Origin of the sequence: Streptomyces sp. W16 (assembly GCF_033194735.1) — a bacterium.
Taxonomy (GTDB): Bacteria; Actinomycetota; Actinomycetes; order Streptomycetales; family Streptomycetaceae; genus Streptomyces.
Genome location: NZ_JAWOAI010000225.1, coordinates 1 through 15,316 on the forward strand (window position 1 = coordinate 1; position 15,316 = coordinate 15,316).

13 protein-coding genes are annotated in these 15,316 nt (G+C 69.5%); 11 read left to right on the forward strand and 2 right to left on the reverse strand.

Going from position 1 to position 15,316, the window contains the following annotated elements; translation table 11 throughout:
• The 11 genes from R6V09_RS27370 to R6V09_RS27420 all read left to right on the forward strand — a co-directional run.
• Positions 1-952 (forward strand): MFS transporter (locus tag R6V09_RS27370; protein WP_317884099.1); only part of this gene is annotated, 952 nt, incomplete at its 5' end.
• A gap of 9 nt (positions 953-961) precedes the next feature.
• Complete coding sequence (pafA, locus tag R6V09_RS27375; RefSeq protein ID WP_317884100.1) at positions 962-2,323, forward strand: Pup--protein ligase; 1,362 nt, start codon at positions 962-964, stop codon at positions 2,321-2,323.
• A 142-nt stretch (positions 2,324-2,465) separates the two neighbouring features.
• Positions 2,466-3,479 (forward strand): FKBP-type peptidyl-prolyl cis-trans isomerase, encoded by a 1,014-nt coding sequence (locus R6V09_RS27380; RefSeq protein WP_317884101.1) that lies wholly within the window; start codon positions 2,466-2,468, stop codon positions 3,477-3,479.
• A gap of 93 nt (positions 3,480-3,572) precedes the next feature.
• Entirely contained in the window at positions 3,573-3,944 is a 372-nt protein-coding gene (locus R6V09_RS27385; RefSeq protein WP_317884102.1) for an FKBP-type peptidyl-prolyl cis-trans isomerase, read from the forward strand.
• A gap of 130 nt (positions 3,945-4,074) precedes the next feature.
• Entirely contained in the window at positions 4,075-5,028 is a 954-nt protein-coding gene (locus tag R6V09_RS27390) for a helix-turn-helix transcriptional regulator (RefSeq protein ID WP_201049780.1), read from the forward strand.
• A gap of 19 nt (positions 5,029-5,047) precedes the next feature.
• Positions 5,048-6,076 (forward strand): helix-turn-helix transcriptional regulator, encoded by a 1,029-nt coding sequence (locus R6V09_RS27395; protein ID WP_317884103.1) that lies wholly within the window; start codon positions 5,048-5,050, stop codon positions 6,074-6,076.
• Complete coding sequence (locus R6V09_RS27400) at positions 6,073-6,384, forward strand: hypothetical protein (RefSeq protein WP_442810143.1); 312 nt, start codon at positions 6,073-6,075, stop codon at positions 6,382-6,384. The genes R6V09_RS27395 and R6V09_RS27400 overlap by 4 nt, the downstream gene beginning before the upstream one ends.
• A gap of 19 nt (positions 6,385-6,403) precedes the next feature.
• A complete protein-coding gene (locus R6V09_RS27405) occupies positions 6,404-6,598 on the forward strand; it encodes a hypothetical protein (RefSeq protein WP_317884104.1) in 195 nt (64 codons plus the stop codon).
• A gap of 260 nt (positions 6,599-6,858) precedes the next feature.
• A complete protein-coding gene (gene tatA, locus R6V09_RS27410) occupies positions 6,859-7,140 on the forward strand; it encodes a Sec-independent protein translocase subunit TatA (RefSeq protein ID WP_317884105.1) in 282 nt (93 codons plus the stop codon).
• Positions 7,141-7,188: 48 nt separating this feature from the next.
• Positions 7,189-8,151: a twin-arginine translocase subunit TatC gene (gene tatC / locus R6V09_RS27415; protein WP_317884106.1), complete on the forward strand. Its 963-nt coding sequence runs from the start codon at positions 7,189-7,191 to the stop codon at positions 8,149-8,151.
• An 86-nt stretch (positions 8,152-8,237) separates the two neighbouring features.
• On the forward strand, positions 8,238-11,102 hold the full coding sequence (locus tag R6V09_RS27420; protein ID WP_317884107.1) for a DEAD/DEAH box helicase: 2,865 nt from the start codon (positions 8,238-8,240) through the stop codon (positions 11,100-11,102).
• 70 nt (positions 11,103-11,172) lie between these two features.
• On the opposite strand, the gene atzF is transcribed toward R6V09_RS27420, so the two are convergent.
• Positions 11,173-12,825, reverse strand: coding sequence for an allophanate hydrolase (atzF, locus tag R6V09_RS27425; protein ID WP_317884108.1), 1,653 nt, complete (start codon positions 12,823-12,825; stop codon positions 11,173-11,175).
• 20 nt (positions 12,826-12,845) lie between these two features.
• On the reverse strand, positions 12,846-15,316 hold a 2,471-nt coding region (locus R6V09_RS27430; protein WP_317884109.1), incomplete at its 5' end, for a 5-oxoprolinase/urea amidolyase family protein.

Sequence of the window (15,316 nt, forward strand, 5' to 3'; positions counted from 1 at the left end):
CCTCGCCTACGCGGCCGTGGCCGCCGCAGGCCTCTTCGCGCCGCCCCTGGAGGGCGGTCTGCGCGCCCTGTGGCCGGCCGTGCTGCGCCGGGAGGAGCAGGTGCACACGGCGTACGCCATGGACGCCGTGGCGCAGGAAGTCATGTTCACCGTCGGGCCGTTGCTCGTGACGGTGTTCGTGTCGCTGTGGTCCGCCCCGGTGGCGCTGCTCGTGCTGAACGTCATCGGGGTGCTGGGCGCCCTCTCCGTGGTCGTCTCGCCGCCCTCGCGCGCGTGGCGGTCGGCTCCGCGTGCCGCGCACTGGCTGGGCGCCCTGCGCTCGCCGGGGCTGCTGGCGCTCCTGGGCGCCTTCCTGTTCGTCGGGATGGCGCTCGGGTCCATCACGGTCGCCTCCGTGCCGTACGCGGACGCGCACGGCGGTGACGTGGTGTACGGGTGGCTCATGGCGGCGATAGGTCTCGGCGCGCTGCTGGGCGGGACGGTCTACGGGGCGCGGCAGTGGAGCGGGGTGCCTGAGCGTCGACTGCGGGTCCTGGTGGGGCTGCTGGCGGTGTGTTACCTGCCGCTGATGCTCATGCCGGGCGCGGTCGCCATGGTGCTGCTGACCGTGCTCGCCGGGGTGTTCCTCGCGCCCGCCCTCGCCTGTGCGTTCATCATCGTGGACCGGCATGCCCCGAAGGGGACGGTCACCGAGGCTTTCTCGTGGCTTGTGACGACGTTCACCGTCGGGGCGTCGGTCGGAACGGGCGTCGCAGGGCCGGTCGTAGAGGCCGGTGGAGCCCTGTGGGGGTTCGCCGTGCCGGGGGTCGCGGGGGCCGTGTCGTTGCTGGTCCTGATGGCCACCGGACGGGTCCTCGCAGCTCCCGGCGGGGGTGCGGTGGTTGCGACTTCATCGGAAAATGATCCAAACCGAGCTGTCGAACCCCGTTTCAGCACAGGGGATCGGGCGTAATGTTCAGTCATGGACCGCCGCATTTTCGGGCTGGAGAACGAGTACGGCGTCACGTGTACGTTCAGGGGACAGCGGCGTCTGTCTCCCGACGAAGTGGCTCGGTACCTCTTCCGCCGTGTCGTGTCATGGGGCCGCAGCAGCAATGTCTTTCTGCGAAACGGCGCCCGGCTCTATCTCGACGTGGGCTCACATCCGGAATACGCGACCCCCGAATGTGACAACGTGACAGAACTGGTCACCCACGACAAAGCCGGCGAGCGCATTCTCGAAGGACTCCTGGTGGACGCCGAACGACGCCTGCACGAGGAGGGAATCGCGGGCGACGTCTACCTCTTCAAGAACAACACCGACTCGGCGGGCAACTCGTACGGCTGCCACGAGAACTACCTGGTGGCACGGCACGGCGAGTTCTCCCGGCTCGCGGACATCCTCATCCCCTTCCTGGTCACGCGTCAGCTTCTGTGCGGCGCGGGCAAGGTTCTGCAGACTCCGCGCGGCGCCGTGTACTGCGTCAGCCAGCGCGCCGAACACATCTGGGAGGGCGTCTCCTCGGCCACGACGCGTTCCCGGCCCATCATCAACACCCGGGACGAACCGCACGCGGACGCCGAGCGCTACCGCCGTCTCCACGTCATCGTGGGCGACTCGAACATGTCCGAGACGACCATGCTGCTCAAGGTCGGCGCCACCGACCTGGTGCTGCGCATGATCGAGGCGGGCACGGTGATGCGTGACCTGACCCTGGAGAACCCGATCCGGGCGATCCGTGAGGTGAGCCACGACCTCACGGGCCGGCGCAAGGTGCGTCTGGCCAGCGGGCGCGAGGCCTCCGCGATCGAGGTGCAGCGCGAGTACTACGAGAAGGCCGTGGACTTCGTGGACCGCCGCGGCATCCGTACCGGCACCGTCGAGCAGGTCCTCGAACTGTGGGGCCGCACGCTCGACGCGATCGAGGCGGAGGACCTCGACCGGATCGGCACCGAGATCGACTGGGTCATGAAGTACCAGCTGATCGAGCGGTACCGGGCCAAGCACAACATGACGATGTCCCACCCGCGGGTCGCGCAGATCGACCTCGCCTACCACGACATCCACCGTCGCCGAGGGCTCTACTACCTCCTGGAGAGGAAGGGCCAAGCCGCCCGGATCTGCAACGACTTGAAGATCTTCGAGGGCAAGTCCGTTCCGCCGCAGACCACTCGGGCCAGGCTCCGCGGCGACTTCATCCGCAGGGCCCAGGAGCAGCGGCGGGACTTCACCGTCGACTGGGTGCATCTCAAGCTCAACGACCAGGCACAGCGCACCGTGTTGTGCAAGGACCCGTTCCGTTCCGTGGACGACCGGGTGGAGAAACTGATCGCCGGAATGTAGGGCAAAAGCGTCCGGATACCGATGTCCGGATACATATTCGGTACGCCACACGGGCCCCGTACGTTTCACGTACGGGGCCCGTGCCACGCCGTAGAGTTGCGCGCACGCCATCAACAAGATCGACCGATACGAGGCCTTCACCGTGCGCCGACGCTCCCTTCTCATCGCTGTTCCCGCAGGACTCGTGACGCTCGCGGGATGCGGCGACAGCGACTCCTCCTCAAGCAAGGCCAGCGCGTCGCCGTCGCCCTCGCCGTCCGCCTCGGCCACGACCGCTCCGCCGCCGAAGGTGGTCGACGGTCCGGTGCCGGCGATCACCGCGGGTACGAAGTTCGACGAGAAGCCGACCGTCGCCAAGGGCACCGGCGACCCGTCGAAGAACCTCGCGGTCAAGACGGTCATCGCGGGCAGCGGCAAGGCCGTCGCGGAGGGCGACTTCGTCCAGGTGAACTACCTGGGCCAGATCTGGTCGACGGCCAAGGTGTTCGACAACTCCTACGACCGCAAGACCCCCTTGGTCATCCAGCTCGCCCAGGGCAGCATCATCGACGGCTGGCGCTACGGCCTGGCGGGCCGGAAGGTCGGCAGCCGCGTCGAGATGGCCATCCCGCCGACCTGGGGATACGGCACGACGGGCAACAGCCAGGCGGGCATCAAGGGCACCGACACGCTCGTCTTCGTGATCGACGTGCAGGACGCCTTCAACATCAAGAGCTCCGCCAAGGGCAAGGCCGTCGCCCAGTCCGACAGCGCACTGCCCAAGGTCGGTACGAACACCGACGGCAAGGCCCCCTCGGTCACCGTCCCGAAGGTGGACCCGCCGAAGAAGCTGGTGTCGAACTACGTCCTGGAGGGCGACGGAGCCGTCGTCAAGGCGTCCCAGACGATCCTGTGCCAGTTCGAGGGCGTGGTCTGGAGCACCGGCAAGCAGTTCGAATCGACGTACTCCCAGGGCCGGTTGAGCCAGTTCGCGATCTCGCAGATGGAGTCGGTCGTCAAGGGCCTGGCGCAGGGTGTCACCGGCAAGAAGGTCGGCAGCCGCGTCCTGATCGTCGCGCCCGCCGACCTGGCCTACGGCGACACCCCGCCCACCGGCGGCGCCATCAAGAAGGGCGACACCCTCGTGTTCTCGGTCGACATCCTGGCGGCGATGTAGTCCCGCGGATGAACGGCCTGGCCGGCGCAGGACTCCGGCCGGGATGCGAGACTGTCCGAGTTGTCTTGTCGTACACAAGCAGGAGCCAGAGACGTGAGCATCGAGAAGCCCGAGATCGACTTCCCGGAGGGCGAAGCCCCGGCCGACCTGGAGATCAAGGATCTTTGGGAGGGTGACGGCGAGGTCGCGGTGGCGGGCCAGAACGTCACCGTCCACTACGTGGGCGTGGCCTTCAGCACCGGCGAGGAGTTCGACGCCAGCTGGAACCGCGGTACCCCGTTCAAGTTCCCCCTCGGTGGCGGCCGTGTCATCAAGGGCTGGGACCAGGGCGTACAGGGCATGAAGGTCGGCGGCCGTCGCCAACTGACCATCCCCGCGCGACTCGCCTACGGCAACCAGAGCCCGACCCCGGCGATCAAGCCGGGCGAGACCCTGATTTTCGTGGTCGACCTCGTCGCCGTCTGATCACCGGATCCGACCGGACCCGATCACCTGGGGCCCATGCCTGCTCGGGCATGGGCCCTCGGCTTTTGTCAGGCCATCTCGGGGCGGTACGGTCATCGTTCGTAAGTACAGAGGAAGGCGAAGGGCGTCGATGGCCATTGCCAAGGCCGAGCGGCTGATGAACCTCGCGCTGTGTCTGCTCGGGACCCGGCGACCGCTCAGCAAGCGTGAGCTGCGCGAGTCCATCGAGGCCTACCTCGAAGCGGGCAGTGACGACTCCTTCAACCGGATGTTCGAGCGCGACAAGGACGATCTGCGCGAACTCGGGCTGGTCATCGAGACGGTGGAGAACCTGGACGGCGAGGTCGGCTACCTCGCCCGCCGCGACAGCAACCGCCTCCCGCCCATCACCCTCGACGCCGAGGAGGCCGCCGCGCTCGGTCTCGCCGCCAAGGTGTGGCAGCAGGCCCGGCTTGCCGGCGCGGCCAGCGGCGCCCTGCAGAAACTGCGCGCCGCCGGAATGCCCGAGGACCTCGACCCGTACGAGCCGCACGGCGCCCTGGAGCCTCGTATCCCGGTGCACGAGGCGTCGTTCGAGCCGCTGATGCTCGCCTGCCGCGACCGCCGGCCCGTCGTGTTCGAGTACCGCAAGGCCACCGCCGCCCGCCCCGAGACCCGCAGCGTCGAGCCATGGGCCCTTGAGTGCTGGCGCGGCCACTGGTACCTCGCCGGCTGGGACCGGGACCGGGGTGCCGAGCGTGTCTTCCGCCTCTCCCGGATCACCGGCAAGGTGCGCTCCCGCAACGGGCGGTTCACCGCAGACATCCCCGACGTCGTCACGGTCCGCGAGACCGTCGCGAGCTGGGCGGGGGAGACCGCCGACCGCTCCGCCCTGATCCGGCTGCGCACGGGCTCCGGGTACCCCCTGCGGGCGAAAGCCGCGGCGGTGCGGGAACTCGGGGACGGCTGGGACGAGTTGGAGATTCCGTACGGCCACGGACTGGACGCCTGGCTGGTCGAGTTCGGGCCGGACGTGGTCGTCCTTGAGCCCGCCGAGCTGCGGGCCGACGTGGTGGACCGGCTGCGTGCCGTGGCCAAGGGCTGAGGGGGAGCGGAAGAGAACTGTGGCAGGCAAACCGGTCAGGCCCGTCAACGCCATCGACCAGACCCGGCGGATGCTCTCCCTGGTGACCTATCTGAAGGAGCGCCCCGGAGCACGCGTCGAGGATGTCGCGCGTGCCTTCGGGATCACCGAGGACGAGCTGGTCTCCGACCTCGACATCCTGCCCATGTGCGGAACCAGCTTCCGGGGCGGGGACCTGCTCGACATCGACACCGACGGCGACCGCATCTGGTGGCACAACCCGGACGACGTCGCCGAACCGCTCCGGCTCGCCGCCGACGAGGCGACCGCGCTCCTGGTGGCCGCCCGCGCGGTGTCCACGCTGCCGGGCCTGCGCGAGAGCGACCGGCAGGCGCTGCTGCGGGCCAACGCCAAGCTGGAGGCGGCGGCCGGTGAGGCGGCCGGCGCCAGCGCACGCCTTTCGGTGACCTTCGAGTCCGAGGGCGGTGTCTTCGCGGACGTCGACCGTGCGATCTCGGAGCGCCGCCGGCTGTGGATCCGCTACTACTCACCCGCTCGCGACGAGCTGTCCGAGCGCGAGATCGACCCCATCCGGCTGGTCAGCGTCGGGCACACGTACGTGGAGGCCTGGTGCCGCCGCTCCGAGGCGCGCCGCACCTTCCGCCTCGATCGGGTCGCCGAGATCAAGATCCTCGACGAGCCGTCCGCACCGCCAGAGATCGAGCTGCGGGACCTGTCGGAGGCGCTGGTGCAGCCTGCCGCCGAGGACCCGGAGGTCGTCGTGGAGGTCGGCCCGGGCGGACGCTGGGTCGCCGAGTACTACCCGCACGACAGTGCCGATGAGCTTCCCGACGGCGGGCTGCGTATTACCTTGCGCACCCCCGACCCGACGTCCCTTCGACGCCTGGCCCTGCGGCTCGGGCGCGACGGCCGGATCGTCTCGCCGAGCGATCTCGCCGACAGCGCCCGCCGGGCCGCCCGCGAGGCGTTGGCGGCGTACGACGGACCGCAGAGCGTGGTTGACGGTGTGCAGCACGGAGTTGACGACAGGCAGGAGCAGGAGCTGTGAGTGAGTCGACGATGTCGGGTGTCCCGGGCGTCTCGGATGTTCCGGAGATGACGGTGGCCGCCGCTTTCGCCGGGATGAAGAACGTGATGCCAGTGGTGTTCAGAGCGGGCTGCCCGGACTGCCGGGGCAACTTCGAACTGGCGGCGAGCGCTCTGCGCCTCGCCATCGGCGCCACCAGCCGTACGACCTTCTACTCCTTCACCTGCCCCGACTGCGGCGCCGCGGTCCGCAAGCCCGCGGGCGAGCGGATCGTCGAGCTGCTCACCGGCGGCGGGGTCAGGACCCTGCGGCTGACCTCCGTCGGGTAGCAGGGTCTAGGCTCGCCCCATGTTCTGGGCGATGGTCGCGGTAGCTGTGGGTTTCCTTGGTCTCGCCGTGCTCGGCGTGCTCGCCGTCCGGGTCTTCCTGGAGGCGCAGCGGCTCGGACGCCAGGTCACGGACGCCGCGCAGCGCATCAACAGGGCGGCCGAGGACCTGGAGCGAGCGGCTGTTTCGACGGCCCGTTCCGTCGACGCACTGTGAGTCACGTATGCGTGGGGTGTGAGTTGCGTGCCTGATGCGCTTCGCGTCACTTTGCCCTGTCACGTTGTCGGTCGGGGCGGGTACGCTGCTGATCGCGGTCCGGATAACGAGGCCCGGAGCGCGGACCGGGAGTACGCACGGGGATTGCCTGACGTTTACCCCTGAGCGTTACGATCGCTGGCAGCACGAAGGTCGGACAGATGTCCGACCGATCGGACAGCACCCCCACCCCAGCCGCCTCGGTGAGAAGGTAAAGAATTATGTTCGGAAGGCTCGGAGCTCCCGAGATCATTCTCATCCTCGTAGTCGTCGTGCTGCTCTTCGGCGCGAAGAAGCTTCCGGACATGGCCCGCTCCCTCGGCAAGTCCGCCCGCATCCTCAAGAGCGAGGCCAAGGCGATGAAGGAAGAGGGCAACACCGCCCCCGCCCCCGCCGGCCCGCCGAACACCGAAGAGCCCGTGCAGCGCACCATCCAGGCGGCCCCCGGCGACGTGACCAGCTCGCGCCCCGTCACCGAGCCGTCGGACACGACCAAGCGCTGACGCAGGGCCGGGACGCCCCCGGCCTGCCGCACGAGATGAGGACGTGGGTTGCCTAAGTCTGCCCGCACGAAGGAGAAGGACCCCGAGGGGCGGATGCCCCTCGCGGACCATCTGCGCGAGCTGCGCAACCGGCTCGCGAAGGCGATGCTCGCCATCATCGTGGTGACCTGCGTGGCCGCCTTCTTCTACAACGACATCGTCAACATCATCACCAAGCCGGTGCTGGACTCGGTCGGTTGCGCCTCCACCTTCGAGGAACTGCAGAAGGCGGGCGACAAGACGCACCAGTGCGCGCAGATCACGATCAACGGTCTGCTGACGCCGTTCACGCTGGCGTTGAAGGTGTCCCTGATGGCCGGCGTCGTCCTGGCGTCCCCGGTCTGGCTGTACCAGCTCTGGGGTTTCATCGCCCCGGGCCTGCACAAGAACGAGAAGAAGTACGCGCTCTCCTTCGTGGGCACCGGCGTCCCGCTGTTCCTCGGCGGCGCCTACTTCGCCTACAAGGTGCTGCCCACCACAGCGAAGGTGCTGATCGGCTTCACGCCGAAGGACGTCAACAACCTGCTGCCGCTGGACGACCTCCTCGACCTGGTCACCCGCATGGTTCTGGTCTTCGGTCTCTCCTTCGAGCTGCCGCTGCTGCTGATCATGCTCAACCTCACGGGTGCGCTGACCGGCAAGCGGATGCTCGGCTGGTGGCGCGCCATGATCCTGGGCATCACGGTCTTCGCGGCCGTCGCCACTCCCAGCACCGACCCGCTGACCATGCTGGCGCTGGCCGGGCCGATCTGGGTGCTGTACTTCGGCGCGGTCGTCTTCTCCCTGCTCAACGACCGGCGCAAGCGCCGTCGCGACGCGGAGGGACCGGACGACGACGAGGCCTCCGACCTGGACCTCACCCCCGAGGACATCGGCGACGTCGAAGCCGTCTCGGCCGGCCGGGCGGCCCTGCCCGAGCAGGCGAGCGGCACCGGTTCGGACCGCGTCAACGGGTATGACGACGTGACCTGATCACCTTCCCGAACTCCGCCGAGACCAGCCGTTCCCGCAGCGCGGGCGGCTGGTCTCCGTGTGTGGAGGACCTATGGGAACGGATAATGATCGTCCTGTTGTCAGTGGCGCCCGGTACGCTCGAAAGCACGATGACAGAGGACCTCTCCCCGGCCGAGCGGTACGCGGCAGCCCGCCTGCGGGCAGCCGAGCAGGCCACCGCGCTCGCGGACTTCCGCGAGATGTACGACTTCGGTCTCGACCCCTTCCAGATCGAGGCCTGTAAGGCGCTCGAAGCGGGGAAGGGCGTGCTGGTAGCGGCGCCCACCGGCTCCGGCAAGACGATCGTCGGCGAGTTCGCCGTCCACCTCGCCCTCCAGCAGGGCAAGAAGTGCTTCTACACGACCCCCATCAAGGCACTGTCGAACCAGAAGTACGCCGACCTGTGCCGCCGTTACGGCGCGGACAAGGTCGGCCTGCTCACCGGCGACAACAGCGTCAACTCCGAGGCACCGGTGGTCGTCATGACCACCGAGGTCCTGCGGAACATGCTGTACGCCGGTTCACAGACCCTCCTCGGCCTCGGCTACGTGGTCATGGACGAGGTGCACTACCTCTCCGACCGCTTCCGCGGCGCCGTATGGGAAGAGGTGATCATCCACCTCCCCGAGTCGGTCACCCTGGTCTCGCTCTCGGCGACCGTGTCGAACGCCGAGGAGTTCGGCGACTGGCTCGACACCGTCCGCGGCCACACCGAGGTGATCGTCTCCGAGCACCGGCCGGTCCCGCTGTTCCAACACGTGCTCGCCGGGCGGCGGATGTACGACCTCTTCGAGGAGGGCGAGGGCAACAAGAAGGCCGTCAACCCCGACCTCACCCGCCTCGCCCGCATGGAGGCGCAGCGCCCGTCGTACCAGGACCGCAAGCGCGGCCGTGCCATGCGCGAGGCCGACCGGGAGCGGGAGCGCAGATCGCGTTCACGGGTGTGGACACCGGGCCGCCCCGAGGTCATCGAGCGGCTGGACAACGAAGACCTGCTGCCCGCCATCACGTTCATCTTCAGCCGCGCCGCCTGCGAGGCCGCCGTACAGCAGTGTCTGTACGCCGGGCTGCGGCTCAACGACGACGAGGCGCGGGAGAAGGTGCGCGCCCTCGTCGAGGAGCGCACGGCGTCCATTCCGAACGAGGACCTCCATGTCCTCGGGTACTACGAGTGGTTGGAAGGCCTGGAGCGCGGTATCGCGGCCCACCACGCGGGCATGCTGCCGACGTTCAAGGAGGTCGTCGAGGAGCTGTTCCTGCGCGGGCTCGTGAAGGCCGTGTTCGCGACGGAGACCCTGGCGCTCGGCATCAACATGCCCGCACGCTCGGTGGTGTTGGAGAAGCTCGTCAAGTGGAACGGCGAGCAGCACGCCGACATCACCCCGGGCGAGTACACCCAGTTGACCGGTCGGGCCGGCCGCCGCGGCATCGATGTCGAGGGCCACGCCGTCGTGCTGTGGCAGCGCGGGATCAGTCCCGAGCACCTCGCGGGACTCGCCGGCACGCGTACATATCCGCTGCGCTCCAGCTTCAAGCCGTCGTACAACATGGCGGTCAACCTCGTCGAGCAGTTCGGGCGGCACAGGTCGCGGGAGCTGCTGGAGACGTCCTTCGCGCAGTTCCAGGCGGACCGGTCGGTCGTCGGGATCTCACGGCAGGTGCAGCGCAACGAGGAGGGCCTGGAGGGCTACAAGGACTCCATGACCTGCCACTTGGGCGACTTCGACGACTACATGCGGCTGCGTCGTGAGCTCAAGGACCGCGAGACCGAGCTCGCCCGGCAGGGCGTGGCGCTACGGCGCGCCGAGTCCGCCGTCGCGTTGGAGAAGCTCAAGCCGGGAGACGTCATCCACGTCCCGACCGGCAAGTACGCGGGTCTGGCACTGGTGTTGGACCCGGGCCTGCCCGCCGGACGGTCCAACGGCCACCGCGGCTTCGAGCAGCACGACGGCCCGCGTCCGCTCGTCCTGACCGTCGAGCGGCAGGTCAAGCGGCTCGCGTCGATGGACTTCCCGGTGCCCGTCGAGGCGTTGGACCGGATGCGGATCCCGAAGTCCTTCAACCCCCGTTCCCCGCAGTCCCGTCGGGACCTGGCCTCCGCGCTGCGCACCAAGGCCGGGCACATCCCGCCGGAGCGGGCCCGCAAGCAGCGCTCGCAGGCCGCCGACGACCGGGAGATCGCCCAGTTGCGTACGGCGATCCGCGCGCACCCCTGTCACGGGTGCAACGACCGTGAGGACCACGCCCGTTGGGCCGAGCGGTACCACCGGCTGCAGCGGGACACCACGCAGCTGGAGCGACGCATCGAGGGGCGGACCAACACGATCGCCCGGACCTTCGACCGGATCGTCGCGCTCCTCACCGAGCTGGACTATCTGCGCGGCAACGAGGTCACCGAGCACGGGAAGCGGCTGGCGCGGCTCTACGGCGAGCTTGATCTGCTTGCCAGTGAGTGTCTGCGGGAGGGTGTCTGGGAGGGGCTTGCCCCTGCTGAACTCGCCGCGTGTGTCTCTGCGCTGGTGTTCGAGGCGCGGGTCAGTGACGATGCGACGACGCCGAAGGTGCCGTCCGGGGCGGCCAAGGCCGCGCTGGGGGAAATGGTGCGGATCTGGGGGCGTCTTGACGCCCTGGAGGAGGATTTCCGGATCACCCAGACCGAGGGGGTCGGGCAGCGGGAGCCTGATCTCGGCTTCGCCTGGGCCGCGTACATGTGGGCCAGTGGGAAGGGGCTGGACGAGGTCCTTCGGGACGTTGAGATGCCGGCCGGGGACTTTGTTCGGTGGTGCAAGCAGGTGATCGATGTGTTGGGGCAGATTTCTGCTGCGGCGCCGGTTACTGGGGGCGAGGCGTCGTCCACCGTGGCCAAGAATGCGCGTAAGGCGGTTGATCTGTTGCTGCGGGGGGTTGTGGCCTACTCGTCGGTGGGGTGACGGGTGCGGGTGCGTTGGTCGGGTGCGAGTTCGCTGTGGCTGGTCGCGCAGTTCCCCGCGCCCCTAAAAGCTATCGGCTCAGGTAGGTTCGCCAGGCGCCGTACTTGGTGATGTCTTCTGCGTCTGACAGTGCTGCGGGCTCGCAGAGGAAGCCCGGGACTCTCGTGCCGTCTGCCAACTCCACGCTTCCCAGCGTCATCGGGCGGGGGAGTGCGGCCAGCAGTCCGCCCAAGCCCTCCGCCGGGAGTCGCCACACCTCCGTCTCGATCTCCGCGCCGCCCTCGCCCACATGCACCAGGCCCGGCTTGGGCGGCGTTGTTGCGAGGGCGTGCAGGCGGTACACCGGGGCCGTTGTCGTCGTGCGGTCCAAACGGGCGCCCAAGGACAGGAGTTGGGGGTTCAGGGGCTGGCCCGTCAAATGGGCGCCCACCACTGCCAGTTGGACCGACGGCTCCAAATCGCGCGCGATCTGCGTCAGGCGGTCGTCCGTGAACGCCGGGCCGATCAGCATCACGCCGAAGGGGAGCCCGCTCACCTCACCCGAAGGGACGGCTACCGCTGCCAGGTCGAAGAGGTTCGTGGAGTTGGTGAAGCGGCCCAGGCGGGCGTTGGCCCCCAGAGGGTCGGCCGCCACCTCGGCCAGGGTGGGGTGGCCCGGAGTCGTCGGGAGCAACAGGGCGTCCGCGTCGGCCAGTTCCGACAGGGCGCGGGTGCGTAGGGCCGCCAGGCGGTCCTGGTCGGTGTACAGCTGGTGGGCCGGGATGTCGCGGGCTCGGGTGATGATGCCGGTGACCGTGGGGTCCAGGCCCTCGGTGCCGGATGCGATCGCCTTGTCGACAAAGGCTCCTACCGCTGTGTAGCGCTCGGCCACGAACGCGCCCTGGTAGAGCATCGCCGCCGCTTCCGTGAAGGGGGTGAGGTCGAGCGTGCGGATCTCTGCGCCCGCGCCCCTGAACTGCTCCACCGCCGCCTCGTACGCCTCCGCCCAACCCTCGTCCAGTTCGCCCAGTTGATCCCTTGCCGCTACCGCGATGCGCCACGGGCCCGGCGCGCGCTGGGGGAGGGGCGGGAGGTCGCGGTCCGGTGGGGAGGTCATGAAGGACAGGGCCTGTTCGGCCTCGGGGAGGGTGCGGGCGAAGACCGTCACGCAGTCGATCGAGGCGCAGGCCGGGACCACCCCCGCCGTCGGGACCAGGCCCCGGGTGGGCTTGAGGCCGACGATGCCGTTGAAGGCGGCGGGGACCCGGCCCGAGCCCGCCGTGTCGGTGCCGAGGGCGAAGTCGACGATGCCGAGGGCCACCGCGACGGCCGAACCGGCGCTGGAGCCGCCGCTGATCCGCGCCGGGTCGTGGGCGTTGCGGACCGCGCCGTAGGGGGAACGGGTGCCGACCAGGCCTGTGGCGAACTGGTCGAGGTTCGTGGTGCCGAGCACGATCGCGCCGGCCGCGCGGAGACGGGCGACGACCGGGGCGTCCGTCTCCGGCTCGTAGGCGTACGCGGGGCAGCCCGCCGTCGTCGGAAGGCCGTGCACGTCTATGTTGCCCTTGGCCGCGAACAGGCGCCCGGCGAGGGGAAGTTGCTCGCCCGCCGCCACTCGCTCGTCCATCGCCTGTGCTTCGGACTCGACCTCTGCCTGCGGGCGCAGGTCGATCCAGATCTCGGGGCGGTCCACGGCCTCGATGCGGGCGTAGGCGGCGCGGACTCGGGACACGGTGGTCGACATCTCTTGGTGCTCCTTGCTGTTCAGCTTGTGGGGGCGAGGACGAGGAGCGCCGTGCCCGCTTCGACCTGGTCGCCGGGCCTGGCCAGGATCTCGGCCACCACACCGGCCATCGGGGCGTGGACCTTGGATTCCATCTTCATCGCCTCAAGGGCCAGGAGGGGCTGGCCCGCTACTACCTCGTCGCCGGGTTCCACGTTCAACTGCCAGACAGAGGCGGCGAATTCGGCCTCCACCAGGCGTCCGCCCGCCGGGACCGTCACCTCGGCCTGCGGGGGTGCCGGGGCTGTTGCCGCCTCCGCCCGGGTGAACTCGCCCGCCGTTTCCCACGCGTCGCGTTCCGCGCCGAACGCGGTCTGCTGCCGGGTCCTGAACTCCGCGATGGACTCGGCGTTCTCGGTGAGGAACGCCTCGTACTCGGCGAGCGAGAACGTGCCCTCCTCGATGCGCGGGACGAAGCGGCCGGACGTGATGTCGGCCCGGAGTTCGAGGAGTTCGTCCGCCTCGACCGGGTACCACTTGATGCGGTCGAAGAAGCGCAGCAGCCACGGGGAGCCGGGCTCGAACGCGCCGCGCTGCTGCCAGCCCGACCACACCTGGGTCGTACGGCCGACGAACTGGTAGCCGCCGGGGCCCTCCATGCCGTAGATGCAGAGATACGCGCCGCCGATGCCGACCGAGTTCTCCGCGGTCCAGGTGCGGGCCGGGTTGTACTTGGTGGTGACCAGGCGGTGGCGCGGGTCCAGCGGCGTGGCCACCGGGGCACCCAAGTAGACGTCTCCCAGGCCGAGTACGAGGTATTCGGCGTCGAAGACCGTGTCGTAGACGTCCGCGACCGAGTCCAGGCCGTTGACGCGGCGGATGAACTCGATGTTCCAGGGGCACCAGGGGGCGTCGTCGCGGACGCCCGCCATGTAGCGGGCGATCGCCTCGCGGGTCGCCGGGTCGTCCCAGGAGAGGGGGAGGTGGACCGTGCGGGAGGGGACGACCAGTTGGTCGGTGGGCGGGAGTGCCGCCGCTATCTCCCTTACGGAGGAGAGGAGTTCGGACTGGGGGAGACGGCTCGGGTCCGTCTGGATCTGGAGGGAGCGGATGCCCGGGGTGAGGTCCGTGACGCCCTCGAAATCGGCCTCTGAGACCGCCTCCATCAGGGCGTGGACCCGCATGCGCTGCGCCAAGTCCAGTTGCATGGGGCCGAATTCGACCAGGAGGTTGTCGTCGCCGCTGCGGCGGAAGGTGACGTCTCCGTCCTGGGCCAGGATTCCGCTGTCCACGATGGCGGGGCGGGGGGAGCCGTCTACGTCCACCGGGACGAAGCGGACCGTGTCGCCGGGCCTGAACTGGCCCAGTTTCCAGCGCTCTTGGCTGATGACCGTCGCGGGGCAGACGAAGCCGCCGAGGGACGGGCCGTCGGGGCCGAGCAGTACCGGCATGTCGCCCGTGTAGTCGACCGCGCCGACCGAGTACGGGGTGTCGTGGATGTTGGACGGGTGCAGGCCCGCCTCGCCGCCGTCGGTGCGGGCCCAGCGGGGCTTCGGGCCGACCAGTCGGACGCCTGTGCGGGCCGAGTTGAAGTGGACCTTCCAGTCGGCCGCGTAGAAGTCGTGGATGTCGTCCTCGGTGAAGAACTCCGGTGCCGCGTGCGGGCCTTCGACCGCCGCCACGTCCCATACGGCGCCGAAGGCCGGGCGGTCCGCGGTCGGTACCGGTGTGCCCTCGGTGACCGTGCCGCCGTGCAGGACGTCGCCGGTGCGCAGCGCCCGGCCGCCGTGGCCGCCGAAGCGGCCCAGGGTGAAGGTGCTCGCGCTGCCGAGGAAGGCGGGCACGTCCAGGCCGCCCGCGAACAACACGTAGGTCCGCAGGCCGTGTTCGGCCGGTGCGCCGATTTCGAGCAGTGCGCCGGCGGATATGGACACCGGTTCCCATTGGGCGACCGGTGTGCCGTCCACGGTCACCGGCGCCGGTGCGCCCGTGACACAGACGGTGGTCGCGTGGGTGAACCTCAACGTCGGTCCCTGGAGCGTGCATTCGAGGCCCGGGGTGCCCTCCTCGTTGCCGAGAGCGCGGTTGCCGAGGCGGAAGGAGAGGTCGTCCATCGGGCCGCACGGGGGGACGCCGACCTGCCAGTAGCCGGTGCGGCCGGGCCAGTCCTGGACCGTGGTGAGGGTGCCGCCGGCGACGATCTCGATGCGGGGCGTGGGGTCGGTGACTGAGGCGAGGGTCGCCGTGGAGTGGGCGGCCTTACGGAAGTCCGGCTCCGCCAGCGCCGCCCGGACCAGGCCCAGGTTCGTCTCGATGCCGTCCACGCGGGTGCGGGCCAGCGCCTCGTCGAGCCGTCGCAGCGCGTGGGCGCGATCGGAGCCGTAGGCGATGACCTTCGCGAGCATCGGGTCGTACGACGTCGTCACCTCGGTGCCGGTCTCCACCCAGCCGTCGACGCGCACGCCGTGCGGGAACTCGACGCGGGTCAACAGGCCCGCGCTCGGCCGGTGTT

Coding starts and splice junctions, on each gene's coding strand:
- atzF (WP_317884108.1), bottom strand. CDS start 12,825: ATGTCGACCACCGTGTCCCGAGTCCGCGCCGCCTACGCCCGCATCGAG.
- tatA (WP_317884105.1), top strand. CDS start 6,859: ATGTTCGGAAGGCTCGGAGCTCCCGAGATCATTCTCATCCTCGTAGTC.
- R6V09_RS27420 (WP_317884107.1), top strand. CDS start 8,238: ATGATCGTCCTGTTGTCAGTGGCGCCCGGTACGCTCGAAAGCACGATG.
- R6V09_RS27390 (WP_201049780.1), top strand. CDS start 4,075: ATGGCCATTGCCAAGGCCGAGCGGCTGATGAACCTCGCGCTGTGTCTG.
- pafA (WP_317884100.1), top strand. CDS start 962: ATGGACCGCCGCATTTTCGGGCTGGAGAACGAGTACGGCGTCACGTGT.
- R6V09_RS27405 (WP_317884104.1), top strand. CDS start 6,404: ATGTTCTGGGCGATGGTCGCGGTAGCTGTGGGTTTCCTTGGTCTCGCC.